Annotated in this window: 23 protein-coding genes and 1 pseudogene; 10 read left to right on the top strand and 14 right to left on the bottom strand. The window is 72.7% G+C overall.

Annotated elements, in window-relative coordinates:
* A pseudogene (locus tag AB0H81_RS19420) lies at positions 1-368 on the bottom strand (isoprenylcysteine carboxylmethyltransferase family protein); the annotation flags it as partial.
* Entirely contained in the window at positions 365-1,384 is a 1,020-nt protein-coding gene (locus tag AB0H81_RS19415; protein ID WP_358376128.1) for a hypothetical protein, read from the bottom strand. The pseudogene AB0H81_RS19420 and the gene AB0H81_RS19415, both read right to left, overlap by 4 nt.
* A gap of 82 nt (positions 1,385-1,466) precedes the next feature.
* Between AB0H81_RS19415 and AB0H81_RS19410 the strand changes: the two genes are divergently transcribed.
* The 3 genes from AB0H81_RS19410 to AB0H81_RS19400 all read left to right on the top strand — a co-directional run bounded on the left by AB0H81_RS19410 (position 1,467) and on the right by AB0H81_RS19400 (position 4,935).
* Positions 1,467-2,108, top strand: a complete 642-nt coding sequence (locus AB0H81_RS19410) for a TetR family transcriptional regulator (protein WP_358376126.1) — start codon at positions 1,467-1,469, stop codon at positions 2,106-2,108.
* A gap of 80 nt (positions 2,109-2,188) precedes the next feature.
* The gene (locus AB0H81_RS19405) at positions 2,189-3,268 is read left to right on the top strand and encodes a sulfite exporter TauE/SafE family protein (protein ID WP_358376124.1); all 1,080 of its coding nucleotides are present in this window, start codon (positions 2,189-2,191) and stop codon (positions 3,266-3,268) included.
* Positions 3,269-3,546: 278 nt separating this feature from the next.
* Positions 3,547-4,935, top strand: a complete 1,389-nt coding sequence (locus AB0H81_RS19400) for a tetratricopeptide repeat protein (RefSeq protein WP_358376122.1) — start codon at positions 3,547-3,549, stop codon at positions 4,933-4,935.
* A gap of 82 nt (positions 4,936-5,017) precedes the next feature.
* Here the strand turns inward: AB0H81_RS19400 and ald are convergent, their stop codons facing one another.
* Entirely contained in the window at positions 5,018-6,133 is a 1,116-nt protein-coding gene (gene ald / locus AB0H81_RS19395) for an alanine dehydrogenase (protein ID WP_358376120.1), read from the bottom strand.
* A gap of 58 nt (positions 6,134-6,191) precedes the next feature.
* Positions 6,192-7,574, bottom strand: coding sequence for an aspartate aminotransferase family protein (locus AB0H81_RS19390; RefSeq protein WP_358376119.1), 1,383 nt, complete (start codon positions 7,572-7,574; stop codon positions 6,192-6,194).
* A 231-nt stretch (positions 7,575-7,805) separates the two neighbouring features.
* Here AB0H81_RS19390 and AB0H81_RS19385 point away from each other — a divergent pair, with 231 nt between their 5' ends.
* Complete coding sequence (locus tag AB0H81_RS19385; protein WP_358376117.1) at positions 7,806-9,161, top strand: dipeptidase; 1,356 nt, start codon at positions 7,806-7,808, stop codon at positions 9,159-9,161.
* Positions 9,162-9,343: 182 nt separating this feature from the next.
* Here AB0H81_RS19385 and AB0H81_RS19380 read toward each other — a convergent pair whose 3' ends face one another.
* Entirely contained in the window at positions 9,344-10,204 is an 861-nt protein-coding gene (locus AB0H81_RS19380; RefSeq protein ID WP_358376116.1) for a phosphatase PAP2 family protein, read from the bottom strand.
* A gap of 345 nt (positions 10,205-10,549) precedes the next feature.
* Between AB0H81_RS19380 and AB0H81_RS19375 the strand changes: the two genes are divergently transcribed.
* The 3 genes from AB0H81_RS19375 to AB0H81_RS19365 all read left to right on the top strand — a co-directional run bounded on the left by AB0H81_RS19375 (position 10,550) and on the right by AB0H81_RS19365 (position 12,774).
* On the top strand, positions 10,550-11,314 hold the full coding sequence (locus AB0H81_RS19375; RefSeq protein WP_358376115.1) for an ankyrin repeat domain-containing protein: 765 nt from the start codon (positions 10,550-10,552) through the stop codon (positions 11,312-11,314).
* Between the two features lie 243 nt (positions 11,315-11,557).
* Positions 11,558-12,064, top strand: coding sequence for a DinB family protein (locus AB0H81_RS19370; RefSeq protein ID WP_358376113.1), 507 nt, complete (start codon positions 11,558-11,560; stop codon positions 12,062-12,064).
* A gap of 68 nt (positions 12,065-12,132) precedes the next feature.
* A complete protein-coding gene (locus AB0H81_RS19365) occupies positions 12,133-12,774 on the top strand; it encodes an alpha/beta hydrolase (protein WP_358376111.1) in 642 nt (213 codons plus the stop codon).
* 12 nt (positions 12,775-12,786) lie between these two features.
* On the opposite strand, the gene AB0H81_RS19360 is transcribed toward AB0H81_RS19365, so the two are convergent.
* The gene (locus AB0H81_RS19360) at positions 12,787-13,314 is read right to left on the bottom strand and encodes a cysteine dioxygenase family protein (RefSeq protein WP_358376110.1); all 528 of its coding nucleotides are present in this window, start codon (positions 13,312-13,314) and stop codon (positions 12,787-12,789) included.
* 110 nt (positions 13,315-13,424) lie between these two features.
* Here AB0H81_RS19360 and AB0H81_RS19355 point away from each other — a divergent pair, with 110 nt between their 5' ends.
* Positions 13,425-14,285 (top strand): LysR family transcriptional regulator, encoded by an 861-nt coding sequence (locus AB0H81_RS19355; RefSeq protein WP_358376108.1) that lies wholly within the window; start codon positions 13,425-13,427, stop codon positions 14,283-14,285.
* A 2-nt stretch (positions 14,286-14,287) separates the two neighbouring features.
* Here AB0H81_RS19355 and AB0H81_RS19350 read toward each other — a convergent pair whose 3' ends face one another.
* On the bottom strand, positions 14,288-14,566 hold the full coding sequence (locus AB0H81_RS19350) for a hypothetical protein (RefSeq protein WP_358376106.1): 279 nt from the start codon (positions 14,564-14,566) through the stop codon (positions 14,288-14,290).
* 63 nt (positions 14,567-14,629) lie between these two features.
* Here AB0H81_RS19350 and AB0H81_RS19345 point away from each other — a divergent pair, with 63 nt between their 5' ends.
* A complete protein-coding gene (locus AB0H81_RS19345; protein WP_358376104.1) occupies positions 14,630-15,259 on the top strand; it encodes a LysE family translocator in 630 nt (209 codons plus the stop codon).
* Between the two features lie 18 nt (positions 15,260-15,277).
* Here AB0H81_RS19345 and AB0H81_RS19340 read toward each other — a convergent pair whose 3' ends face one another.
* The 5 genes from AB0H81_RS19340 to AB0H81_RS19320 are packed head-to-tail and all read right to left on the bottom strand — an operon-like array spanning position 15,278 to position 21,512.
* A complete protein-coding gene (locus AB0H81_RS19340) occupies positions 15,278-16,861 on the bottom strand; it encodes an acyl-CoA synthetase (protein WP_358376102.1) in 1,584 nt (527 codons plus the stop codon).
* Positions 16,861-18,009, bottom strand: a complete 1,149-nt coding sequence (locus tag AB0H81_RS19335; RefSeq protein ID WP_358376101.1) for a thiolase domain-containing protein — start codon at positions 18,007-18,009, stop codon at positions 16,861-16,863. Before AB0H81_RS19335 ends, AB0H81_RS19340 begins: the two co-directional genes overlap by 1 nt.
* Before the next feature lies 1 nt (position 18,010).
* Positions 18,011-19,030, bottom strand: a complete 1,020-nt coding sequence (locus AB0H81_RS19330) for a lipid-transfer protein (RefSeq protein WP_358376099.1) — start codon at positions 19,028-19,030, stop codon at positions 18,011-18,013.
* Complete coding sequence (locus tag AB0H81_RS19325) at positions 19,027-19,929, bottom strand: OB-fold domain-containing protein (protein ID WP_358376097.1); 903 nt, start codon at positions 19,927-19,929, stop codon at positions 19,027-19,029. Before AB0H81_RS19325 ends, AB0H81_RS19330 begins: the two co-directional genes overlap by 4 nt.
* A gap of 29 nt (positions 19,930-19,958) precedes the next feature.
* Positions 19,959-21,512 (bottom strand): acyl-CoA synthetase, encoded by a 1,554-nt coding sequence (locus AB0H81_RS19320; RefSeq protein ID WP_358376095.1) that lies wholly within the window; start codon positions 21,510-21,512, stop codon positions 19,959-19,961.
* 220 nt (positions 21,513-21,732) lie between these two features.
* Here AB0H81_RS19320 and AB0H81_RS19315 point away from each other — a divergent pair, with 220 nt between their 5' ends.
* Positions 21,733-22,542, top strand: a complete 810-nt coding sequence (locus AB0H81_RS19315; protein WP_358376093.1) for a crotonase/enoyl-CoA hydratase family protein — start codon at positions 21,733-21,735, stop codon at positions 22,540-22,542.
* A 143-nt stretch (positions 22,543-22,685) separates the two neighbouring features.
* Here the strand turns inward: AB0H81_RS19315 and AB0H81_RS19310 are convergent, their stop codons facing one another.
* Positions 22,686-23,792: a nitronate monooxygenase family protein gene (locus AB0H81_RS19310; protein ID WP_358376092.1), complete on the bottom strand. Its 1,107-nt coding sequence runs from the start codon at positions 23,790-23,792 to the stop codon at positions 22,686-22,688.
* A gap of 173 nt (positions 23,793-23,965) precedes the next feature.
* Positions 23,966-24,886: a DUF3068 domain-containing protein gene (locus AB0H81_RS19305; protein ID WP_358376090.1), complete on the bottom strand. Its 921-nt coding sequence runs from the start codon at positions 24,884-24,886 to the stop codon at positions 23,966-23,968.
* Positions 24,887-24,912 lie beyond the last annotated feature (26 nt).

The raw sequence follows: 24,912 nt of genomic DNA, 5'->3' as shown, positions 1-24,912 counted from the left end.
TCCGGGCCGAGCACCAGCACCGGCCGGGCCGCCGGCATCAGCGCCAGGTCCAGCCAGACCAGCGCGGCGGCCGTGAGCGGCACGGGCGCCCCGGGGGCCGCCAGGGCCGGCACGGCGCCCCACAGCACCGCCCACCCGAGCAGCAGGTCGACCGGCACGCCCAGCGCCACGGCCCCCTCCGCGTGGAAGCTCCACCAGCCGAGGTGGAGGGCCAGGGCGTTGACGCCGCTCAGCGTGAGCGCGTTCCAGCCGGTGGCGAGGAGGGCGGCGGCGATCCGCGGCTCCTCCGGCCGCCGCACGGCGACGATCGCCGCCACGGCGAGGAGCGGGCCCATCACCGCCACCGCCCTGACCAGCGCCGCGCTCATCGCGCGAACGTCCCGGCGGCTCGTACGGACGTTCCCGCTCGGGCGGACGTTCCCGCTCGGGCGGACGTTCCCGCTCGGGCGGACGTGCCGGCTCGGGCGGACGTGCCGGCTCGGGCGGACGTGCCGGCTCGGGTGAACGTCTCGGCCAGGTAGCCGGCGGCCTCGCCCAGCCCGTACGTCTGGAGCGGGCCAAAGTACCAGGCCGGGTCGAACGTGCGCCGGTAGCGCAGCGACACGGTCAGGTCCGAGCGCGTCCACGTGAACCGGGCCTCCTCCAGTTCCAGCCACCGCGCCAGCGTCGTGTCGGCCACCACGTCGAACACCACCACGCCCGGCCCGCGCTCCTTGACCCGCAGCGTCATCGAGCGCGGCTCCGGGGTGGCCCCGATGCCGAGCGAGCGGCGCGGCGTGAAAGAGATCCGCCGGGTCGCCCCCACCTGGAGCCCCTCGCCCTCGGACGTGAGCGGCCGCGGGAAGCCGAGGCGCAGGAACGCCGACTCCACCCGCGGGAACACCGGCACGGCCGCCAGCGCCGCCTCGACGTCCGCACCGCCGGTGGGCCGGGTGGCGCTGACCACGTTCTCCCTGGGCAGCGAGGTGGCCCCCGTGGCGCCCTCGCTGATCAGGGCCAGCAGCAGCGGCGCCACCACCAGGTTGGTCCCGGCGCCCTTTCCGCGGGCCAACTCGATGATCACGCCCACGATGAGCGCCACCAGGTAGAACAGCGGCGCCGCGAACACCAGACAGACGATCCCCTCCCCCAGCAGCGGCCCGGACAGCGCCAGCCCGACGGTGACGACCGCCATGGTCAGGCCGATCGCGCTCTTCGGCCGCGCGGCGAGCGCCACCGTGATCGCGATGACGGCGGGGATGCCCACGTAGAACACCGCCGTCTGCTCCAGGTGGCCCGCGTGCAGCACCCGGTAGGCGAGCAACGCGGCGAACAGCGCCGCCAGCACCACGGCCAGCAGCCGCCGCGACCTGCGCTGATGTCGGGGATCCGGCTCCGCGGACATAGAGTGACTCCTTGAGCGATCGGTTTAATCAACTGATTAAACCGTATGATGAGGCGCACGGAACCGGCAAGAGGGAAGGCCCATGACGAAGCAGGCAGGGGCGGAGACCCGGGAGCGGCTCATCGAGGCCGCCGCGGAGACGCTGCGCACGGAGGGCTACGCCGGCACCAGCGCCCGCACCATCGCCAAGGCCGCCGGCGTCAACTCGGCGCTGGTCTTCTACCACTTCGGCGGCGTCGACCCGCTGCTGCTCGCGGCGCTCGACCGCTCCTCCGAGGAGCGGATGGCCGCCTACGAGGCCGCCGTGGCCGATGCCCGCACCCTGGAGGACCTGGTCGCGGTCGCCACCGAGATCTACCGGGCCGACCTGGACGGCGGCCACATCACGGTGTTCTCGGAGCTGGTGGGCGCCGGCATCGCCCGGCCCGAGCTGCGCGAGGAGATCATCAAGCGGTCGGAGCCGTGGATCGCGTTCGTCGAGCGCAACCTCGACCGGGTCATCGGCGGGTCGCCGCTGGCCAAACTGCTGCCGCCGCGCGACCTCGCGTACGCGGCGATCACGTTCTACCTGGGCGTCAACCTCTTCACCCACCTCGACGCCGACCGGTCGCGCACGGAGGCGCTGTTCGCGCTGGCCGAGCGGGTCGCGCCGCGGGCCAAGCTGCTCACCGTGCGCCTCCCCCGCCGCCGAAGGGCCAAGGCCGGGGACGACGGAGAGACATAAGTATCACTGGCCGCGTCCGGGAGGCCACGTTAGGTTGCCGGTAGTGCGCCGCGAGGGCGTCGGCGAGAGTGGGGGCGAGGATGCAGGCGGCCGCTCTGCTCGTGACCGGGCTCGCGGCCGGACTCGTCGCCGGCACCGCGTCCTGCACGGCGGTCCAGGGCGGGCTCCTCGTGGGCCTGACGGACCGCCGCTCACCGGGGCCCGGACCTGGCCGCCCCGCCGGCGGCCAAGCGGACGCCGGTCCGGACGGGGCCGGCGGGCGGGGACCTGCTGTGGCGGATCCGGACAGGGCGGATGAAGGCGGGCCGGTCGTGGCGGCGCGGCTCGTCGTCGGGTGGTTCCTGCTCGGCCGGTTCACGGCCCACACGGTCCTCGGCGCGCTGCTCGGCTGGCTGGGCGCGGCCGTGCAGCCGCCGCCGGCCGTCCGCGCGGCCCTGCTCGTGGGCGCGGGGTGCGCCGTCGTCGTGTTCGCCGTACGGCTGCTGCGCGGCCCCCGGCCCGCCTGCGCCCCGTACGGCACGTCCCGGCTCAGCGGGGCCCGGGAGGGTCTCGGCCGGGGGCGGGGGTGGCTCGCCCGGAGGCGCCCGCTCACGCTGGCCGGCACGCTCGGCGCGGCCACCGTGCTCGTCCCGTGCGGCGTGACGCTCGGCGTGGAGATGGCCGCGGTCACCAGCGCCTCGGCCGTCGGCGGGGCGGCGGTCATGGCGGGGTTCGTGACGGGCAGCGCGCCCGCGTTCGCGCTGCTGGGGTACGTCCTGCGGCGCGTCTCGCGCAGCCGCGTGGCCCGGCTGGCCGGAGTCGTGGCGCTGGCCGCCGGGCTGTGGACCACCGGCTCGGGGCTCAACCTGGGCGGCTGGCTGCCCGGCGGCGGCACGCCACCGGCCGAGGCGGTCACCGGCGAGGAGCCGCCCGCCCGCGGACCGGTCACGGTGTGGGCGACGCGCGACGGCTACCGTCCCGGGCTCGTGACGGCCCCCGCCGGCGTCCCGGTCGAGATCGTCTTCAGGCTCGCCGACCCCGGCGGCTGCACCCGTACCGTCACCGTCGACGGCCGCGACGTGCCCCTGCCCGCCACCGTGCGGCTGCCGCCCCAGCCCCGCGGAACCCTGCGCTACGTCTGCGCGATGGGCATGTACACCGGCTTCATCACGTTCCGCTGAACACAGAGGCCCACGGGACTCACTTCCGGGAGGAAACTCGGCGCGGCGCCGCACGACGATCGGCTATGGCCGTACTCATGTCACGACGATGTACCGCTCAGCCACATCAGGATCGGCCGGACTCCGCGAGCAGATGGACGACACCGGCCGGGAAGCAGGAAACCTGACTCGCAAGGGTCGCGATCCCCCGGCTCCAACGTGGGGAGGAAGTCAACAACTTCTCCTAGCCTCCGGCGATTACGTTCCGCATCGGCTCGGTCACATGCCACCCTGTGCGCATGGCGTGGTGGCAAGGTGAGGTGGCGGCACCGGCCGTTCCGGCCCCCCGGGTCGGCGACGAGCCGGAGCTGGTGCTGGCCGCGCAGGCGGGCGACCCGCGGGCCGCGCACCGGCTCGGCAAGCTCTGCGCCCGGCGCGGCGACCGCTCGGCCGCCCGGCACTGGTGGGAGCGCGCCGCGGCGGCCGGCAACGTCGACAGCGCCTACAACCTGGGCGTCTGGCACGAGAAGCACGGCAGCCTGGAGGAGGCCGTGGCCTGGTACGAGCGGGCGGCCGGCCTGGGCGACGTCGAGGCCGCGGTCAACCTCGCCACCCTGCTGCTGGAGCAGCGCGGCGACCTCGGGTCCGCGCGCGCCTGGTTCGAGCGGGCGGCTCGCTCCGGGTCCCGGACCGCGGCCCGCCGGCTGGCGCTCATCTGCGAGGACGCGGGCGAGCTGCCCGCCGCGCGGCAGTGGCACCGCAGGGCGGCCGGCGAGGGCGACCACGCCTCCGCCCACGACCTGGGCTTCCTCGCGTACGCGGCCGGCGACGAGGGCGAGGCCGCGCGCTGCTGGGAGCACGCCACCCGGGGCGGCCACGCCGACTCCGCGTACCAGCTGGGGCTGCTCCTCCAGGCCGGCCGCGACCCCGAGGGCGCCGAGGCGTACTACCGGCTGGCCGCCACCAGCGAGCATGCGGGCGCGGCGTCCAAGCTCGGCGGCATCGCGCTGTCGCGCGGCGACGTGCGCACCGCGCGGGCCTGGTACGAACGGGCCGCGAACGCGGGCCGGCCGGCCGACCAGCGGATGGCCGGATACGTGTGCGTGGAGCTGGGCGACCCGGCGGGGGCCGGACACTGGTTCGGCCGGGCGGCCGCCGCGGGCGACCCTGGCTCGGCCTACGGCTTCGCGCTGCTGCTCATCGCCGAGTACGGCGACCTCGCCTCCGGCCGCCACTGGCTGCGGGTGGCGGCGCAGGCCGGGCACCACCACGCGGCCGTGGAGCTGGGCGGGCTGCTGACGTCGGCCGGGGAGTACGCCGAGGCGCAGCGGTGGCTGTCCGACCCGCCGCCGCCCGGCTGGGACCGGGTCACCGAGCCGGAGCTGGCCGCACGGGCCGAGCTGGCCGCCGCCGCGACCGGCCGCCGGGGCGGCGTGCCGCTGGCCGTACCCGAGCTGTCGGAGCTGCTCGGCACATGGGACCTGGTGACCAGGCCGCTGCGCGACCACAGCGGCGTCGTGCGCTGGCTGGTGGAGCGCAGCGGCATGCACGCGAGCGCGATCGAGCACTTCGCCTCGGTGCGGGGCACACTGCTACGGCCCGGCAGCTCGCCCTGGCCGAGCCAGGGCGAGGTCGAGCACGTCCTGGAGACCGCCCGCGACCTGCGGCGCCGCCTCGGCGTCCGCTGACCGGCCCCGAGGCGGTCCCCCAGGGGTGTCAGGCCACCAGGACGTCGGCGTGTGGTCAGGCCGCCAGGATGTCGGCGTGTGGTCAGGCCGCCAGGATGTCGGCCACCGGCGTGTACGGCAGCGCCAGCGCCTCGGCGACCGGCGCGTTGGTGAGCGCCCCGTCGTGCGTGTTGAGACCGGCCGCCAGGGCCGGGTCCTTGGCCAGGGCGTCGCGCCAGCCGAGGTTGGCCAGCTTCACCGCGTACGGCAGCGTGGCGTTCGTCAGCGCGTACGTGGAGGTGTTGGCCACCGAGCCCGGCATGTTGGCCACGCAGTAGAACACCGACTCGTGCACCCGGTAGGTGGGCTCGGCGTGCGTGGTCGGGCGGGAGTCCTCGAAGCAGCCGCCCTGGTCGATGGCGATGTCCACGAGCACCGAGCCCGGCTTCATGCGCGAGACCAGGTCGTTCGAGACGAGCGTCGGCGCCTTCGCGCCGGGGATGAGGACGGCGCCGATGACCAGGTCGGCCTGCAGCACCTCCTGCTCGATCGCGTACGAGGTGGACACGAGGGTCTTGAGGCGGCCCTGGTAGATGGCGTCGATGAAGCGCAGGCGGTCGACGTTCGTGTCGAGCACGGTGACGTCGGCGCCCATGCCGACGGCGATCTGCGCGGCGTTCAGACCGGAGACGCCGCCGCCGATGACGACCACCTTGGCGGGCGCCACGCCGGGCACGCCGCCCGGCAGGACGCCGCGCCCGCCGTTGAAGCGCATCAGGTTGTACGCGCCGACCTGCGGGGCCAGCCGCCCGGCCACCTCCGACATCGGCGCGAGCAGCGGCAGCGCGTTGCCGACCTGGACCGTCTCGTACGCGATGCCGGTCGTCCCCGCCGACAGCAGCGCGTCGGTGCACGGCCGCGACGCCGCCAGGTGCAGGTACGTGAACAACACCAGCCCCTCGCGCAGCCGGTGGTACTCCTCGGCGATCGGCTCCTTGACCTTGAGCACCATGTCGGCCTGGGCCCAGACCTCGTCGGCGCCGTCGAGCATCTTCGCGCCCGCAGCGAGGTACTCCTCGTCCGGGATGTGCGAGCCGAGGCCCGCGCCGCGCTGGACGGTCACCTCGTGGCCGTTGCGCACCAGCTCGTGCACGCCCGCGGGCGTGGCAGCTACCCGGTATTCATGGTTCTTGACCTCGGCAGGCACGCCGATCTTCATCGCGGAATCCTTTCGGGACATGCTCCGGCACGGCGCGCACCGTGCCGGAGGGGAGGTGTTAGAGGCGAGACCACGCTTCGGTGAGGACGGACCGGAGGATCGACCCGATCTCCTCGAACTCCCGCGGCCCCGCGATGAGCGGGGGCGCGAGCTGGATGACCGGGTCGCCCCGGTCGTCGGCACGGCAGTAGAGGCCCGCGTCGAACAGCGCCTTCGACAGGAAGCCGCGCAGCAGCCGCTCCGACTCGTCGGCCGTGAACGTCTCCTTCGTGACCTTGTCCTTGACCAGCTCGATGCCCCAGAAGTAGCCGGAGCCGCGCACGTCGCCGACGATCGGCAGGTCCCGGAGGCCGTCGAGCGTCGCCTGGAACAGCGGCTCGTTGCGGGTGACGTGGCCGAGCAGGTCCTCACGCTCGAAGATGTCGAGGTTGGCCAGCGCCACGGCCGCCGAGACGGGGTGGCCGCCGAAGGTGTAGCCGTGGGCGAACATGTTGTCGCCGTCCTTGAACGGCTCGAACAGCCGCTCGTGGGCGATCATGGCGCCGATCGGCGAGTAGCCGGAGGTCATGCCCTTGGCGCAGGTGATGATGTCGGGCACGTAGTCGAACTTGTCGCCGCCGAACATCGTGCCGAGGCGGCCGAAGGCGCAGATGACCTCGTCGGAGACGAGCAGCACGTCGTACTCGTCGCAGATCTCGCGCAGGCGCTGCCAGTAGCCGGGCGGGGGCGGGAAGCAGCCGCCCGCGTTCTGCACCGGCTCGGCGAAGACGGCCGCGACCGTGTCCGGGCCCTCCATCTCGATGGCGCGGGCCACGCGGTCGGCCGCCCAGATGCCGTACTCCTCGGGCGTCATGCCCTTGACGCCGGTGATCTCGTCGGCGCGGTAGTGGTTGGTGTTGGGCACGCGGACGGAGCCGGGGACGAGCGGCTCGAACATCTGCTTGAACGCCGGGATGCCGGTGATCGACAGGGCGCCCTGGGGGGTGCCGTGGTAGGCGATCTGGCGGCTGATGACCTTGTGCTTGAGCGGCTTGCCGGTGAGCTTGTAGTACTGCTTGGCGAGCTTCCACGCGGTCTCGACGGCCTCGCCGCCGCCGGTGGTGAAGAACACCCGGTTGAGGTCGCCGGGCGCCATGGCGGCCAGCCGCTCGGCCAGCTCGGCGGCCTTCGGGTGGGCGTAGGACCACAGCGGGAAGAAGGCCAGCTCCTGGGCCTGCTTGGCGGCGGCCTCGGCCAGCTCGCTGCGGCCGTGGCCGGCCTGGACGACGAAGAGTCCCGCCAGCCCGTCGAGGTAGCGCTTGCCGTGGATGTCGTAGATGTACGAGCCCTCGCCCCGGACGATCGTCGGGATCTCGGCCTGCTGATAGGCGCTGTGCCTGGTGAAGTGCAACCACAGGTTGTCGTGCGCGGCCTTGAGGATGTCGTTTTCCGGCTGCGTCATGGCTATCTTCCCTTGCGTCTGATCTCCCCACAGTCTGCATGTTCACCTGCGGTTTGCCAAGCGAAAGCGTCGCAACACTCTGCAAGAAAACCGAGATCCGCAGAACCGCTGTGTAACCGCTACGAAATCCGCAGTAGATTTGCGCGCGGGTCGTGCTCGTTTCCTGCGTTGTGGGAGCGTCTGTGATCCAATGAGACGTTGACTATCGAAACCACCCCGGGGGATCGTCCCGTGACTCCTGACCAGATAGAGAAAGCCGTCGCCGCCGCGATGCCGCAGGGCGTCGAGGAGCTCAGACGGCTCGCCGCCATCCCGTCCGTCGCCTTCCCCGGGCACCCCGAGGAGCCCGTGTACGCGGCGGCCGCCATGACCGCGGACCTGCTGCGCTCGGTCGGGCTGCCGCACGTCCAGCAGATCCCCGTCGAGGGCAGCTTCCCCGCCGTGTACGGCGAGGCGCCCGCCCCTCCCGGCGCGCCCACGGTCCTGCTGTACGCGCACTACGACGTGCAGCCCGCCGGTGACCCCGCCGCCTGGCGCACCCCGCCGTTCGAGCCCACGCTGATCGACGGGCAGCTCTACGGCCGGGGCACCGCCGACGACAAGTCCGGCGTCATCTCGCACGTCCTCGCCCTGCGCGCCTTCCAGGGCCGTTTCCCCGTCGGCGTGAAGGTCATCGTCGAGGGCCAGGAGGAGTACGCGGGCGAGCGCCTCGAAGCGTTCGTCGACCGCAACCCCGACCTGCTGCGGGCCGACGCCATCGTCGTCGCCGACACCGGCAACCCGCGCGTCGGCGACCCGTCCGTCACCACCTCGCTGCGCGGCATGGCGGCGTTCACCATGGAGGTCCGCACGCTGCGCGAGTCCGTGCACAGCGGCCAGTTCGGCGGCGCCGCCCCCGACGCGCTCGCCGCGCTCATGCGCATGGTCACCTCGCTGCACGACGACAACGGCGACGTCCGCGTCCCCGGCCTGCCGCGTGGCACGTTCCTCGGCCAGGGGCCGTCGGAGGAGGAGTTCCGGCGGACGGCCGGGGTGGTCGACGGCGTCTCGCTCGTCGGCTCCGGCTCGCTCGCCGACCGGCTGTGGGCGTCGTACGCCATCACTGTGACCGGCCTCGACGTGCCCACGGTCTCCGGGGCCATCAACGCCGTCCAGCCGGTGGCCCGGGCCCGCGTCACCGTCCGCATCCCTCCGGCCGGCGACCCGAAGACCACGGTCAACGCCGTCGTCGAGTTCCTGCGCCAGGTGGCGCCGTGGGGCGCGCAGGTGTCGTTCGGGGACTTCACCGTGGGGTCCGGCTTCCAGGCCGACTCCGGCGGCAAGGCCCGCTCGGCCCTCAACCGGGCCATGGAGCGCGCCTTCGGCCGCCCGCCGCGCGACGTCGGCGCCGGCGGCTCCATCCCGCTGGTCAACACGCTGCTGCGGCAGTACCCGGCGGCGGAGATCCTGCTGTTCGGCGCGGAGGACGAGGAGGCGGCGGTGCACGCGCCGAACGAGCGGGTGGACCTGGAGGAACTGCGCCGGGTCGCCACGGCGGAGGCACTCTTCCTGCACGAGCTGGGCGCCCCGTCGGCTCTGGGCGTCTGACCTTTTTCAGCAGCCAACGGTCTTCGCCCCAGGGGGTCGCTGCGCGGCAGCGCTTGGTGGGGGGCTCGGTGCCCCCCACACCCCTTCACACCCCCACAAGGCCCCGCGTTCCCCGAGTCTGGGCCAGGACGACATCACGGCAGGTCAGCCGATACGGCTCCAGCAAGGCGGGACTTTCGTTCTCATCCCCGATGAGCATCCTGGTCACCCGCAGGGTGACGGGGCGCGGGTTCTCGCGATCTCCCCGCGGCTGATCGCCGGCGTCCGGCGAGGCGACCCCCGGCTGTGACCACGGCGATGGAGACGCCGACCAACGCGACGCTGCCGGCGATGTCGAGCACGTAGTGGTTCCCCGTGACGAGCACGACCGCCGCCATCCCCAGGGGGAACGCCCACGGCAGCAACGCCAGTCGCGGGTGTGAGCCCCGCAGAGCGAGCCACCCGGCGTACCCGCACCACAGTGACCATCCCACGTGCATGCTGGGCATCGCGGAGAACAGGTTCAGGCCGCTGTTGACGTCTCGTGTGGCATGGCCCCTGCCCAGGATGTCGTACTCGGCGATGATGTCGGTGATGCCCGGCAGGGCGAGCCGCGGGGGCGACATGGGCAGCGCCCAGAAGACGGGCAGGACGAGGAGGCCCATCACGACGAGGGTCCAGCGGACCTTGGCGTAGGACTCGGCATGCCGGACGTAGACCCACACCAGCACACCGACGATCACGACGTAGTACAGGCGGTAGTAGTACACCGCCGGCATGATCAGGGCCGGATGGCCGGTCAGCCACCGGTTCGCCCCCAGCTCGATGTCCAGGTGGAGGGCGCGCTCGACGGACTGCAGGGTATGTGCGTGAGCGGTGGCGGCCGCCGCCACGCCCTTCCCGGCGGCGGCGTGCAGCCGCGAGAAGGTCAGGATCACGAGCAGCAGACCGGCCACCTCGACGAGCGGGGCGGGGCGTCCGCCCGCTCTTCCGGCCAGTACGGCTGACCGGGCACGGGCAGCCAGGCGCGATAATTGGCCGGTGTCCACCTCGGGCGGGCTCACACGGATCACACTAGCTCACCCGGTCCGGCGTGGGCCGGGCCACGGGAACGACGACAACAGCCTGTGCGCGCCTGGGCGTTCGCTCAGGTAGGCCACGACGAACACCCACCTCACCTGCACTTCGACGGCGCGGGGTGCGGGTGTGGAAGGCAGGCCCCCCGCCGACACGGTATCGGCCCCGGCGACAGAGACAGGCCGCCTTCGGGCACGGGCGGAGCTCAGGGAGAGGTCACCACCCGCCTTCCGGGCCGGGTGGGAGCCGGAGCGCGGTGGCCGGATAGCTGTCTAGCCGGGCCCCGGTTAACCGGTGGATCATGGCGGCGGCCTCGTACCAGACTGGACCGCATGAGCGGAGACGAGCTGGTTTCGGCGGCGGGACACGGCGAGGCCGAGGAGGTGCGGCGGCTGCTCGCCGGCGGTGCGCGCCCCGACGAGCCGGACGAATACGGCACCACCGCCCTCTACCGGGCCGCCGTGCAGGGCCGTGCGGAGATCGTCCGCCTGCTGCTGGCGGCCGGCGCCGACCCCGACCGCGAAGGCGGGGCCGACGACGAGGGGCTGCCGCTGTGCGCCGCCGCGGCCTGGGGGCACCTCGATGCGGTCGGCGCCCTGCTCGACGGCCGCGCGGACCCCGACCGGCGGGAGGACGTCGCGCTCACCGGGATGACCGCGCTGCACTGGGCCGCCTCGAACGAGCACCTCGCCGTCGTGCGCGCCCTGCTCGCAAGGGGCGCCACGCCCGACGTGGAGGACGTGATCGGCCGCACCGCGCTGTCCCACGCCGCCCAGCGCGGGGCGACGGCCGTGGTCAGGACGCTGCTCGACCACGGGGCGGACCCCGCGCGCCGCGACCGCGAGGGCCGGAGCCCGGCCGACTTCGCCCGCCCGTACGCGGACCGCGACATCGAGGCGGAGCTGCTCGCGGAGGTCACGGTCCCGCCGGGAGGCAGCGCCGCGGCCCGCCGCGAGCGGTCGGAGGGCGGGGACGAGCGGGTCGTGGTGGAGGTACGCGATAAGAAGGGCGACCTGCGCTCCGGACGGACGCTGGGCACGGGACACGCCGAGATCGTCCGCCACGCCGTCACCTTGCCGAGACCCGTGACCTCGTGAGATTTGCCCCTGGGGCAGGCCAGGAGCCGGAGCACCGGACCAGCTCTGGTCGAGCCGGTCGAACGAGGCCCGCCGCTCCCTCCAGTACGACCCCGCTCCCCCGTTCCTCGCCGACGAGCCCCTCGCGTTCTGACCGAGTGGGCTTCCTGAGCGAGTGGGCTTCCTGAGCGAGTGGGCTTCCTGAGCGAGTGGGGTGCTTGACCGAGTGCGAGGTTCGCGATCGTGGCGGGTACCGTGCGACACATGAACGACGACCGTATCGATCCCCCGCTGGCCGCCGACGAACGCGACACCCTGACCACCTTCCTCGACTGGCAGCGCGACACCCTGGCGCTCAAGTGCGCCGAGCTGACCGGTGAGCAGTTGCGGCTGCGCGCCGTGCCGCCGTCCGGCATGTCCCTGCTCGGGCTGGTGCGGCACCTGGCGCACGTGGAGCGGGCCTGGTTCCGTCACGTGCTGGCCGACGAGGACGTGCCGTACCTGTGGGGCAAGGAGACGAACCGCGACGCCGACTTCGACGACGTCGACGACGCTTCTCCCGAGGAGGCGTTCGCGGTCTGGCGGGCCGAGGTGGAGCACGCGCGGAAGGTGTCGGCGGGCCTGCCCCTCGACGCCCTGGGCAAGCGGCTGCGCCACGGCGAGGCGTACTCCCACCGCTGGATCCTCGTCCACATGATCGAGGAGTACGCCCGCCACAACGGCCACGCCGACCTGCTGCGCGAACGCATCGACGGGGCCACCGGCGAGTGAGGTGACGCGATGAGTTCCCGCGCCCCGGCCGGTCTGTAGGACCGGGACCGTCCAGGAGGAGGAGAGGCATGGCGACGTTCGCACTGATCCACGGCGGGGGCGGAAGCGCCCGCGACTGGCGGCTGGTCGTGCCGGAGCTGCGCCGCAGGGGCCACGACGCGGTGGCGGTGGACCTCCCGGTCGAGGACGAGTCCGCCGGGCTCGGCGACTACGCCGACACGGTGGTGAAGGCGGTCGGCGACCGGCCCGGCCTGGTCGTCGTCGGCCACTCCTGGGGCGGTTTCGTGGCGCCCCTGGTCTGCGATCGCGTACGGGCCGAGCTGCTGGTGCTGGTGACGGCCATGATCCCGGCCCCGGGCGAGCGGCCGGCCGACTGGTGGGCCAACACCGGCTGGCGTCCGGCGGGCGACGGCGACGAGGTGGACGTCTTCCTGCACGACGTGCCGCCCGACCTGGCGGCCGACGCGATGGCCCACGCCCGCGAGCACTCGGGCACGGCCGACGCCGAGCCCTGGCCGCTGCGGAGCTGGCCCGACGTGCCGACGCGGTTCCTGCTCTGCCGGGACGACCGGTTCTTCACGCCCGCGTTCATGCGGGAGGTCGTCCGCGAGCGGCTCGGCGTCACGCCCGACGAGATCCCCGGCGGCCACTGCCCCATGCTCGCACGTCCGGCCGAGCTCGCGGAGCGGCTGGCCGGTTACCTCGGCTGACCGCCGGGGCCGTCAGCGGATCGGCAGGTCGTAGGCGCGGCGGATGCTGCTGCCGAGCCTGCCGATGTCGGCCCCGTACACGTGGATCGAGACCCCCACCTCGCCGCTGGTGTTGCGGACGCGGTGGATGTCGCCGGGCGGCGCGAAGCCGCTGACGTCGCCGGGCCGATTGTCGGCGCGGCCGATTTCGACGAGGTGGTCGCCCATGTCGCGGTAGAGCGTCTCGTGCTCGTTGCCGCTGATGACGCCGAACGCGCACCAGGAGACGTGGTCGTGGACGACGGTCTCGGCGTCGGGCTGCCAGACCACGGCCGTGATGGAGAAGTCCTCCTGGGCGTGGAGGACGTGGGAGACGTAGCCGCCGGGCGCGCCGGCGCGCTCCTCGGGCGTCAGGATGTCGGCGCCGGGCAGGTTGCCGCGCAGCAGTGCCGCGACCTCGTGGGCGGTGGCGCGCAGGCCGAGGCCGCGCGCGGTGATGCGGCCGATGCCGGTGACCAGGCCGCTCAGGCCGGGCCGTGCGGTGATGGTCGACATTTCCATGGTATCCCCCTAGGGAATGCAGATAACCTGCCTTCCCCTTCTACGGTGCTACACCAGCACCGATAGGTCCAACAGAAGTCTTCTGCATCACCCATAGATATGATTGATGGATGTTGGACGTCGTACGGCTGCGCGTCCTCGACGCCGTGGCCCGCAAGGGATCCGTGACGGCGGCGGCCCGGGAGCTGCACTACTCCCAGCCCTCGGTCAGCCACCACCTCGCCCGTCTGGAGGCGGAGACGGGCGCCCGGCTCGTGCAGCGGGCGGGCCGGGGCATCCGGCTGACCGAGACGGGCCGGCTGCTCGCCGCCCGGGCTGCCGACATCCTCGCCCGGCTCGACGCCACGGCCGACGAGCTGGCCGCGCACGTCGGCCTGCGCTCCGGCCGGGTGCGGCTGGCGGCGTTCCCGTCGGCGCTCGGCACGTTCGTCCCGGCGGCCGTGACCCGGCTGGCCCGCGACCACCCCGGCCTTGAGCTGCGCCTGACCGAGACCGAGCCGCCCGAGGCGCTCAGGCTGCTGCGCGCCGGGCGCGTCGACGTGGCGGTCGTCTTCCGCTACGACGACACCGCGCCCGAGGAGGCCGAGGTCACCATGATCCACCTGCTCGACGACCCGAGCATGCTGGTCGCCCCCGGTGAGCCCGGCGACCTGACCGCGTACGCGGACGCCGACTGGATCGCCGGTTGCGACCGGTGCCGCAGCCACCTGCTCGACCTCTGCGCCAAGGCCGGCTTCGAGCCGCGCCTGTCGTTCACCAGCGACGACATCGTGGCCGTCCAGGCGCTCGTCGCCGCCGGCATGGGCGTGACCGTGCTGCCGGGTCTCGCCCTGCGCGCCCACCGCCACCCTGACGTCGCCGTGTCCGAGATCCCCGGCTCGACCCGGCACGTCTACGCCGCCGTGTACGGCGAGCCGCCCCACCCGCCCGCCACCGAGGCCCTGCTGAAGGCCCTGAGATCGAGCCTCTGACCTCAGAACTCGAAGCAGCGGGCGAAGGAGGCGAAGAACGCCAGGACCGCGCCGAGGAAGGCCAGCGCGGCGACGAGGACGACGATCAGGACCGAGAAGCCCACTGCGGGCCGGTAGCGGAGGATGAGGGCACCTCCGATGAGGCCCGCACCCATGACGTACGCGACCACCTCGAACGGGAAGTACCTGTAGTTGTCGCACCGGCCGACATAGAGCCACACCCCCAGGGCGGCGAGGCCGACACCGAGCAGGCCGACGAGCATCGGCGTCCTTCGTCCCACGCAGACCCCCTTCTCCCTGTGATCAGACGGAAAAGGCGTTGACCGGGTTCCTACGATGGTCTTATGCCCGATATCGCGACGCTCGCCGTGTTCTGCGCCGCCACCCTTGCCCTGCTCCTGGTGCCGGGGCCGGCGGTCCTGTTCATCGTGACGCGCAGCGTGTCCCAGGGCCGCTCGGCCGGCCTGGTGTCGGTCCTCGGCGTGCACGCGGGCTCGCTGGTCCACGTGGCCGCCGCCGCGCTCGGCGTCAGCGCGCTGCTGGCCGCCTCCGCCACGGCGTTCACCGTGGTCAAGTACGCGGGCGTCGCCTACCTGGTCTGGCTGGGCCTGCGCAAGCTGCTGCCCCGGGACGAGGAGACCGGGGCGGGTGCCGCGGCCGAGCCGCACAGCCGGCGGCGCATGTTCTGGGAGGGGTTCGTGGTCAACGTGCTCAACCCCAAGACCGCGATCTTCTTCCTGGCGTTCCTGCCGCAGTTCACCGATCGCCACGCGGGGCCGATCGGGCCGCAGATCCTCCTGCTGGGCTCGCTGTGGATCGCACTGGGCCTGCTCAGCGACGGCGCGTACGCGCTGGCGTCGTCCGCGCTGGCCGGCCGGATCCGGCGCTCGGCGCGGGCCCGGCGTCGCCTCGACGTCGGCACCGGCGTCGTCTACCTCGGCCTGGCCGCCGTCCTCACCGGCGAGAAGGCGTGACCAGGGCGTAGGAAAGAGCTACGAGGCGGCGGCGGCGGTCTCCCGCGCCCACCGGTAGTCGGCCTTGCCCGCCGGGGAGCGGACCATCTCGGCCACGAACGCGTACGTGCGCGGCACCTTGAAGCCCGACAGCCGCTCCCGGCAGTGCGCGTCCAGCTCGGCGGCCGTCACCGGGACGCCGGGACGCGGCTCGACCACGGCCGCCACCCTGCTCCCCCACCGCTCGTCGGGCACCCCCGTGACCACCGCGTCGAAGACCGCCGGATGCCCCTTGAGCACGGCCTCCACCTCCTCGGGGAACACCTTCTCCCCGCCGGTGTTGACGCACTGCGAGCCCCGGCCGAACACGTTGACCGTGCCGTCCGGGTCCACCGTGGCGAGGTCGCCCGTGAGCAGCCACCGCGTCCCCCCGGCGTCCGTGACGAACGTGCGGGCCGTCTTGTCCGGGTCGTTGTAGTAGCCGAAGGCGATCCGCCCCGCCTTGGCCACGGTGCCGAGCTGCCCGGAGCCGGGCTCCACCGGCCGCAGCCGCTCGTCGAGCACCGCGATCCCGGCGGAGGCGTTCGGCCGGTAGCGCAGCCCCTTCTCCGGGGTCGAGCCGGGCACGCCGGAGGCGGTGAAGCCGGACTCGGTCGAGCCGAAGTTGTCGAGGATCATCACGTTCGGCAGCAGCTCCTGGAGCCGGTCGCGGACGGAGCCGCTGAGGATGGCCGAGGTGGAGCTGATCAGCCCGAGCGACGACAGGTCGTAGCCGCCGCGGGCCAGCTCCTCGGCGAGCGGGCGGGCCATCGCGTCGCCGGTGATGTTCATGCTGAACACCTTCTCGCACTCGACCGCCCGCCACACGCCCGCGGCGTCGAACCGGCGCACGTACACCAGGGTCGCGCCCAGGAAGAAGCCGATGAACGTGGCCATCTGCGCGGCCCCGTGCATGAGCGGCGGCGCGGCCATCATGACCAGCGGCCCCGCCGCGGCGGCCGCCTCCACCACCTCCTCCGGCGTGGCGCGCGGCTCGCCGGACGGGTTGCCGCCGCCGAACGCCATGAACATGTCCTCGACCCGCCACATGGCGCCCTTGGGCATGCCGGTCGTGCCGCCGGTGTAGATGATGTAGACGTCCTGCCCGGAGCGCGGCGCGAAGCCGCGCTCCGCCTTGCCGCTCTCCAGCGCCATCCAGTAGGGCACGGCGTCCGGCAGGGCCGAGTTCCCGCCCACGGCGACGAGGTGGCGCAGCGTCGGCACGTCGTTGGCCACGGCCGCGACCCGGGCCTCGAACTCCACGTCGTAGATCAGGGCCCGGATGTCGGAGTCGCGGTACAGATAGAGCAGCTCCGATTCGACGTACCGGTAGTTGACGTTGATCGGCACGGCCCGGATCTTCAGCGCGGCCAGCAGCCCGGCCACGTACTCCACGCTGTTGTACAGGTGCAGCCCCACGTGCTGGCCGGGCTCGATGCCGCGCTCCAGCAGGAAGTGCGCCAGCCGGTTGGCCTCGGCGTCCAGCTCGGCGTAGGTGCGCCGCTCGCCGCCGCAGACGACGGCCACCCGGTCCCCCGTGACGTCGGCGACGCCCTCGAACAGGTCCGCGTGGTTGAACTCCATCAGGGCCGCTCCCGTCCGACGATCCACATCGCGAAGAACTGGGCGCCGCCGCCGTAGGCGTGGCCGAGCGCCAGCCGCGCGCCGTCGACCTGGTGCTCGCCGGCCATGTCGCGCACCTGGAGGGCGGCCTCTGCGAAGCGGATCAGCCCGGAGGCGCCGATCGGGTTGCTGGACAGCACGCCGCCGGAGGCGTTCCACGGGGTGTCGCCGTCGAGGGCGGTGGCGCCCGACTCGGTGAGTTTCCAGCCCTCGCCCTCGGCGGCGAAGCCGAGGTTCTCCAGCCACATCGGCTCGTACCAGGAGAACGGCACGTACACCTCGGCCACGTCGATCTGCCGGCGCGGGTCGGTGACGCCGGCCTGCCGGTAGACGTCGGCGGCGCAGTCCTTGCCGCCCTGCGGGTTCACGGTGTCGCGGCCGGCCCGGAAGATCGGCTCGGAGCGCATGGCGGTGCCGTGGACCCAGGCGGGCGTGCCGGTGACGGCCGACTCCGACGCCAGCACCATCGCGCAGGCGCCGTCACTGGACGGGCAGGTCTCCAGGTAGCGGATCGGCTCCCACAGCATGGGCGTCGACTCGACCATGGCCCGGTCGATGCCGGGGATCTTGAGGTGGGCGTACGGGTTCTTCAGCGCGTTGAGCCGGTCCTTGACCGCGACGAGCGTGCCGATGTGGTCCGGGGCGCCGGTCCTGCGCATGTACTCCCTGATGTGCGGGGCGAAGTAGCCGCCCGCGCCGACCACCAGCGAGGCGTTGAACGGCAGGTGCGTGGAAAGGGCCCAGGTGGCGTTGGACTCCGACTGCTTCTCGAAGGCCACGACCAGCACCCGGTCGTGCACGCCGCCCTGCACGAGGCTCGCGCCGACCAGTGCGGTGGAGCCACCGACGCTGCCCGCGGTGTGGACCCGCATCATCGGCTTGCCGGCCGCGCCGAGCGCGTCGGCGAGGTACGCCTCGGGCATCATGACGCCCTCGAACAGGTCGGGCGCCTTGCCGATGACGACGGCGTCGATGTCCTTGAACGTCAGGCCGGCGTCCTCCAGCGCCCGGAGCGCGGCCTCGCGCACCAGCCCGGCGATCGACACGTCACGGCGCTTGGTCGTGTAGCGCGTCTGCCCGACGCCGATGACCGCACAGCGGTTGCCCATGTCATGCCTCCAGGACCGTGACGAGGTTGTGCTGCAGGCAGGGGCCGCCGGCGGCGTGGCCGACCGTGCGCGACGCGGTGCCGTCGTGGATGCGCCCGGCCGCCTCGCCGATGCGGATGAGGCCGGCGGCCATGACGGGGTTGGCGGCCAGCGGGCCGCCGGACGGGTTGACCACCGTGTCGGCGGGCAGCTCCAGCGCCCGGCGCAGGACGATCTCCTCGTGGGCGAACTGGGTGTGCAGCTCGGCCACCTCGACGGGCCCCTTGCCGACCCCCGCGGCTCGTGCGGCATCGGCCGCGGAGGCCGACCGGGCAAGATCACGCATACCCAGGTAGTGGGGATCGATGCGATGGGCGATGCCCCTGATGTAGGCGGGACGCGCGCACAGGTCCGCGACGGCGTCGCCGGCCGCGAGCACCACCGCGGCCGCGCCGTCGGTGACGGGCGCGACGTCCGAGATCCTCAGCGGCTCGACGGCGACGTCGTCCGGCAGCTCGTCCGGCAGGTCCAGCGCGTACGGGTTGTCCCGCCCGGCGGCCCGGCTGCGCCGCACGATCGCGTCCAGCTCGGCCCGGTCCGCCTGGACGGCGGCGGCCTGGAGGGCGGCGAAGGACACCTGGTCGAGCCCGAGGGGCGCCAGGTAGTACGGGTCGAGCTGGAGCGTCATGATCGAGCGCAGGTCGCCGAGCGACGACTTGCCGAAGCCGTACACCAGGGCGGTGTCGACGTCGCCGTGCTGGAGCCGCACCCACGCCTCGTACAGCGCCCAGGCGCCGTCCATCTCGACGTGGCTCTCGGAGATCGGCGGCCAGGCGCCGAGCGCGTCGAGAGCGGAGACGAACGAGAACGGCGCGCCCGCGAGGTAGTCGCAGCTCCCCGAGCAGGTGAACCCGAACCGGCGCAGGCCGGTCCGCTCCTTGACCTCCTCGATGACCGGCAGGATCAGCTCGGGCTCCGACAGGCCGGCGTCCGTGCCGGTGTGCTCGGTCTGGGCGAAGGCGACGATGGCCACGTCTCTCATGTCAGCTCCGCGTCTTCCTCGCCGGTGGGGGTGAACCACCGGACGTTCGCCATGGACAGCGTCCGCTCGCTCTCCGGGACCCACTCGGCGCGCACGCGCATGCCCTGGCGCACCTCGTGCGCGGGCACCCCGCCGACGAGCGCGATCATGGGGATGTCCGCGCCGTCGAGCAGGATGTACGCCGAGACGAACGGCACCTCGGGGGCCCGCGGGTCGGGCAGGTTGTTGATGGCGAACGTGGTGATCGTGCCGGTGTCGGGCAGCTCGACCTGCTCGGCGATGCGGCTGCCGCACTCGGGGCAGGAGGCGCGGAAGGGCACGTACACCTTGGCGCAGGTGGGGCACCGGCCGCCGACGAAGACGCCGCGCCGGACGCCTTCGAGGAAGGTCCGCAGCGCGCCGCCGGCCTGGATGCGGTACTCCGGCCGCTCCGGCGAGACGATCATCGTCACCTCGGGCCGGAAGTACGCGATGTCGGTGATCCCGCCCTCGCGCCGCTCCCGCCACACCGGCCAGACGCGGGCGCCGGGCCGCAGCGCCTTGGGATCACCGGCGTCCACGGCGTGGACGAGCGCCGTGTCGGCCCCGTCCAGCCTGATCAGCGCCCAGGCGAACGGCCGGTCGAGCGGGTGCTCGGGGCGGGGCTCCCCGACCCACGCCGACGCCGTCACCGTGCCGGCCGGGCCCACCTCGACGTACTCGTCCGTGACGGCGTCGCCGGTCGCCGGGTCGTACTCCAGGGGCGGCACCAGGACCCGCCCCTCGGCGGTCCTGACCCCGACGATCCGGCCGGCGCGCAGCTCCGTGAGGAAGCGCCCGATCACCGGCCCCGTGCTCCGCGTGTACCCGCCGGGGAACTCCAGCACATGCCGGGCGACCAGCGGTTCGCTCGTCTCCACACGCCCTCCGCTCTGTTGTCGGGTTCTCGTCAGATGGCGCGCTCGCGCCCCTCCCAGTACGGCGCGCGCAGCTTGCGCTTGAGGAGCTTGCCGTTGGGCTCGCGCGGCATCTCCTCGATGAAGTCGATCGTCTTCGGCCACTTCATCCGGGCCAGCCGCCCCTCCAGTGACGCGAGCAGCTCGGCGGCCAGCTCCGGCCCGGGCTCGGACCCGGGCGCGGGCTCGACGACGGCCTTGATCTGCTCGCCCCACTCCTCGTCGGGGATGCCGAAGACGGCCACGTCGGCCACCTTGGGGTGGGTCATCAGCTCGTTCTCGATCTCGGCCGGGTAGATGTTGGCCCCGCCGGAGATGATCATGTCGGACTTGCGGTCGCACAGGTAGAGGTAGCCGTCCTCGTCCAGGTAGCCGACGTCGCCGACGGTGAAGTGGTCCTGGAGGCGGCTCTCCTCGGTCTTGGCCGGGTCGCCCTTGTACTCGAACCTCGCGCCCATCATCTTCATGTAGATCGTGCCGGGGGTGCCGGTCGGTACAGGCTCGCCGTCGTCGTCCACGATGAGCAGCTCGCTGATGGGCCACGCCTTGCCGACGGTGCCGGGGTGCGACTTCCAGCCCTCGGGGGTGGCCAGGGTGCCGCCGCCCTCGGTGGCGGCGTAGTACTCGTAGATGCAGTCGCCCCACCACTCGAACATGGCCCGCTTCACCGGCACCGGGCAGGGCGCGGCGGCGTGAATCATCCACTTCAGCGAGGACAGGTCGTAGGCGTTCCTGGTCTCCTCGGGCAGCGCGAGCAGCCGCTTGAAGTGGGTCGGGACCATGTGGGAGTTGGTGATCCGGTGACGCTCGCACAGCCGCAGCGTCTCCTCGGCGTCCCACTTGTCCATGTAGACGAGCGTGTGGCCCATGTGCAGGGCCGTGCCGCCGAACTGGGTGACGGCGGTGTGGTAGTTGGGCGAGGTGACGAGGTGCGCGTTCGGCCGGCCGGCCGTGATGCCGAACAGGCCGAGCAGGAACGTCATCATCTCGGCGGCGTCGTCGGGGTCGAGGCCGTTGAGCGGGCGCCGGACGCCCTTCGGCTTGCCGGTGGTGCCGGAGGTGTAGTGCATGGTGAGCCCGGCCGTGCGGTCGGGCGGCGCGGTGTCCGGCTGCCCGCCGGTCAGTTCGGTGAGCGGCCGGAAGCCGGGGAGGTCCGCGCCTTCGGGCAGGGCGAAGCGGCGCTCGGGGGCGATGGCCTCGGCCCCCCGCGTGCCCTCGGCGGCGTAGCGGGGGTGCACGAAGAACGCCTTGGCCTCGCTGTCGGCCACGATGTAGGCGATCTCGGGGCCGGTCAGGTGCCAGTTGACGGGCGTGTAGTACCACCCGGCTTGGAGGGCGGCCAGGTACAGGACGAGACCGTCGGCGCCGTTGGGCACCAGGCCGCAGATGCCGTCTCCCGGTTGCAGGCCGAGCTCGCGCAGGCCGTGGACGAGGCGGTTGGAGCGGGCGAGCAGGTCGCCCGCTCGGTGCTCCGTGCCGTCGGGGTCCACGGCGGCGATCCAGCCGGGATCCGCCTGCGCCAGCCTCCAGAATCCGAGCGTGCCCATGGGTACTCCTCGTCAGTGGTCGAGGCGCCGGGTGACCGGGGGATCGCCACAGGACTCCGGCCTGCCAGGCGGAAACGAGAACTTGTTCTCGTTTGCTTGGGCAGCGTAACCCGCCCGGAGAGACCGTAGCAAGCGCTTGATCGCATGACGGCGGCATCTTTCGCGCGCCGCGCGCCGGGGTAGGATCACTGCCTACCAAGCGCAGCATCCGGAGGCGTCCGTGGAGCTCCTTCCGATCAGCACCCCCCACTGCCGCGTCGAACGCGACGGCCACGTCGTGGTCGTCACCATGAACCGACCCGAGGCCCGCAACGCCCTGTCCTCGGACATGCTGGTCGGCCTCGCCTCGGCCTGGGCGTACGTGTCGGAGGAGACGGGGGTCCGCGTCGCGGTCCTGACCGGCGCCGAGGGCACGTTCTGCGCGGGCGCCGACCTCAAGGCGATGGGCACGCCGTCCACGGACCCGGACGTGCAGGCGCGGGCCGCGCGCATCCCCGACTTCCACTGGAAGGGGCTGCTGCGCGCGGACATGCCGACCAAGCCGATCGTGTGCGCCGTCGAGGGGTACGCGGTGGCCGGCGGGACCGAGCTGCTGGTGGGGACGGACCTGCGGATCGTCGCGGAGTCGGCCACGCTGGGGCTGTTCGAGGCCAAGCGGGCGCTGTTCCCCATGGGCGGCAGCGCCGTGCGGCTGCCGCGCCAGATCCCGTACTGCCACGCCATGGATCTCCTGCTCACGGGCCGGTCGGTCACGGCCGCGGAGGCGCTGGCGATGGGGCTGGTCAACCGGGTGGTGCCGGACGGGCAGGCGCTGGCGACGGCGCTGGAGGTGGCGGCCGACGTCGCCGCCTCGGGGCCGCTGGCCGTCCAGGCCATCCTGCGCACCTACCGGGACACGCTCGGCATGCCGGAGGCCGAGGCGCTGAAGGTGTCGGACGACCTGGGCTGGCCGGTGATCGGCTCCGCCGACGCCCGCGAGGGCACCCGAGCCTTCAAGGAGAAGCGCCCGGCCCGCTACGAGGGCAGGTGACTGCGTAGCCCTCTGTGCCACGAGAGGCCGAGCGGCAGCCCCCGGCCGCGACGCGTCGAGCCGGGAGCTGCCGCTCTACACCCGCAACACCGATGACTCCGTCGGCCTCGAGGGGCTGGTGACGGTGGTGCCGGTAGGACCCCTCAGTCGCCGGTGATGCGCTCCAGGCGCTCCAGGGCCTCGCTGTACTGCTCCATCAGGGAGTACATGACGTCGCGGGTGGAGCGGACCTGGTTGGTGAGGCCGATGACCTGGCCCGCCGGGAAGGTCGCCAGCTCGGAGTTGGCCGAGCGGCCGATCCGGCGCAGGGCGTCCGACACCAGCATGAACTGCAGCGGCATCGGCAGCGTCCCCGGCGACTCCTGCGACTCCCAGGCGTCGGTCCACTCGTTCTTCAGCAGGCGGGCCGGCTTGCCCGTCCAGCTCCGCGAGCGGACCGTGTCGCGCGAGGTGGCCTCCAGGATGCGCCGCTTGGCCATCTCCGGCGTGTCGGCCTCCTCGACCGTCAGCCACAGCGAGCCCGTCCAGACGCCCTCGGCGCCCAGCGCCATGCCCGCGGCCATCTGACGGCCGTCGCCGATGCCCCCGGCAGCCAGCACGGGCACGTCCACCGCGTCCACGACCTGCGGGATGAGCACCATGGTGGTGATCTCACCCGTGTGGCCGCCGGCCTCGGTGCCCTGGGCGACCACCACGTCCACGCCCACCTCGACCTGCTTGCGCGCGTGGCGCGGGGTCGAGGCGAGCGCCGCCACCTTGACGCCGTGGGAGTGGGCCAGCTCGACCACGTCGGCCGGGGGCGGGCCGAGGGCGTTGGCGAGCAGCGCGATCGGGTGCCGCAGCGCGACCTCGACCTGCGGCCGGGCGGTGGCGTCGGTCCAGCCGAGCAGGACCTTGCCGGCCTCGGCGTCGGCCGACAGCGGCGGCACGCCGTGAGAGGCCAGCAGGTTCTCGACGAAGGCCCGATGCCCCTCGGGGATCATCGACTGGAGCCGCCCGACCAGTTCCTCCGCCGGGAAGTCCGCGCCCTCGTACGAGGCCGGCATGACGACGTCCACCCCGTACGGCTTGCCGTCGACGTGGTCGTCGATCCACTTGAGCTCCATCTCGAGCTCTTCGGGGGTGAAGTAGAGGGCGCCGAGGACGCCCATCCCGCCGGCGCGGCTGACCGCGGCGACGACGTCCCGGCAGTGGCTGAACGCGAAGATGGGCAGCTCGATTCCGAACATGTCCGTGACACGTGTCCGCATGGCCCGACAATACGACCGCTTAACGGTCAACTGCAACGCGTTCTACTCTAGAACCTTTGGTCGGTACCGGCCAGTAACATCTAAAGGGAACGCGTTCTAGTAACGCGCCGTGACGCGGGAACGCGAAAGGCCCGCGCCGGCGGCGCGGGCCTTTCCGGACTGCGGTGGCGATCTCAGGCGGTCGCCTCCGTGGAGCGGCGGCCGAGCAGGACGCCGGCGCCCACCAGGGCGACGCCGACGATCAGCAGCACCAGCGGGAGGATGTTGCGCAGCAGGTTCATCTTCGACTTGCCGTCCTCGGCCTGCGCGACCAGGTCGTTGACGGTGCGGTCGGTCATCTTGACGTCCGCGACGAAGGCGGGCGAGCGCTCCACGCCGTCCTGGGTCTTGAGCACCTCGTGGCGCTGCTGGTCCTGCCGGACCGGGCTGCCGGTGGTGGGCTCGATGTAGTACGTCACCTTGCCGTCGTACCAGCGGTCCACCTGCACCATCGCGGTGCCGGTCATGCCGAGCACGTTGGCGGGGGCGCTGCGGGTCTCGGTCTTGGTGGGCGGCACGGTCTGCTCGAAGACGTAGACGGGCAGGCCGTTGACGGTGTCCTCGCGGACGAACTGCGCGTCGAACGCCTTGCCGGCCGTGGAGTTGAACACCCGGTAGGTCTTCTTCTCCGTGTCGAAGGGGAACTTGTAGATCTGCCCTTCCAGCGTCACCGGGGTCTTGCCGATGTTGACGTTGCAGCAGTTCAGGCCCACGCCGGTGTACTTGTCGAAGGCGCTGCGCCGGTCGCTGATGACGATCTGCGGCCGGTGGTTGGTGACGTCGTTGACGATGGTGGCCTCGTCCCAGACGACCCGGCTGGAGTTGGCCTCCTTCACGTCACCGCGCGTGGTGACGATGACGTCCAGGTCGGCGGTGAGCACCTTGAGGTCCTGGGTGGAGAAGTACTGCGCGCCCTTGGCCTCCAGTCGCGTGACCCCCCACTGGTTCGCCGGGGCGGAGATGATCTTCCCCGCCGCCCAGAACTTCATGAGGGGCGCCAGGGCGATGAAGAAGGCACCGACCCCGATGAGGACGAGCGTGGAGATGCGACCCATCAAAGGCCTCCGCGATCCTAGAACCT

The organism is Nonomuraea sp. NPDC050691 (genome assembly GCF_040654455.1).
Lineage (GTDB): Bacteria > Actinomycetota > Actinomycetes > Streptosporangiales > Streptosporangiaceae > Nonomuraea.
The sequence above is the reverse complement of the archived record's forward strand: the minus strand, read 5'-3'. Positions and strand labels throughout refer to the sequence as shown.

Coding starts and splice junctions, on each gene's coding strand:
- AB0H81_RS19355 (WP_358376108.1), top strand. CDS start 13,425: ATGTTGGACGTCGTACGGCTGCGCGTCCTCGACGCCGTGGCCCGCAAG.
- AB0H81_RS19390 (WP_358376119.1), bottom strand. CDS start 7,574: ATGACGCAGCCGGAAAACGACATCCTCAAGGCCGCGCACGACAACCTG.
- AB0H81_RS19415 (WP_358376128.1), bottom strand. CDS start 1,384: ATGTCCGCGGAGCCGGATCCCCGACATCAGCGCAGGTCGCGGCGGCTG.
- AB0H81_RS19360 (WP_358376110.1), bottom strand. CDS start 13,314: ATGGAAATGTCGACCATCACCGCACGGCCCGGCCTGAGCGGCCTGGTC.
- AB0H81_RS19340 (WP_358376102.1), bottom strand. CDS start 16,861: ATGGAGTTCAACCACGCGGACCTGTTCGAGGGCGTCGCCGACGTCACG.
- ald (WP_358376120.1), bottom strand. CDS start 6,133: ATGAAGATCGGCGTGCCTGCCGAGGTCAAGAACCATGAATACCGGGTA.
- AB0H81_RS19365 (WP_358376111.1), top strand. CDS start 12,133: ATGGCGACGTTCGCACTGATCCACGGCGGGGGCGGAAGCGCCCGCGAC.
- AB0H81_RS19370 (WP_358376113.1), top strand. CDS start 11,558: ATGAACGACGACCGTATCGATCCCCCGCTGGCCGCCGACGAACGCGAC.
- AB0H81_RS19305 (WP_358376090.1), bottom strand. CDS start 24,886: ATGGGTCGCATCTCCACGCTCGTCCTCATCGGGGTCGGTGCCTTCTTC.
- AB0H81_RS19410 (WP_358376126.1), top strand. CDS start 1,467: ATGACGAAGCAGGCAGGGGCGGAGACCCGGGAGCGGCTCATCGAGGCC.
- AB0H81_RS19345 (WP_358376104.1), top strand. CDS start 14,630: ATGCCCGATATCGCGACGCTCGCCGTGTTCTGCGCCGCCACCCTTGCC.
- AB0H81_RS19400 (WP_358376122.1), top strand. CDS start 3,547: ATGGCGTGGTGGCAAGGTGAGGTGGCGGCACCGGCCGTTCCGGCCCCC.
- AB0H81_RS19405 (WP_358376124.1), top strand. CDS start 2,189: ATGCAGGCGGCCGCTCTGCTCGTGACCGGGCTCGCGGCCGGACTCGTC.
- AB0H81_RS19330 (WP_358376099.1), bottom strand. CDS start 19,030: ATGAGAGACGTGGCCATCGTCGCCTTCGCCCAGACCGAGCACACCGGC.
- AB0H81_RS19335 (WP_358376101.1), bottom strand. CDS start 18,009: ATGGGCAACCGCTGTGCGGTCATCGGCGTCGGGCAGACGCGCTACACG.
- AB0H81_RS19320 (WP_358376095.1), bottom strand. CDS start 21,512: ATGGGCACGCTCGGATTCTGGAGGCTGGCGCAGGCGGATCCCGGCTGG.
- AB0H81_RS19310 (WP_358376092.1), bottom strand. CDS start 23,792: ATGCGGACACGTGTCACGGACATGTTCGGAATCGAGCTGCCCATCTTC.
- AB0H81_RS19375 (WP_358376115.1), top strand. CDS start 10,550: ATGAGCGGAGACGAGCTGGTTTCGGCGGCGGGACACGGCGAGGCCGAG.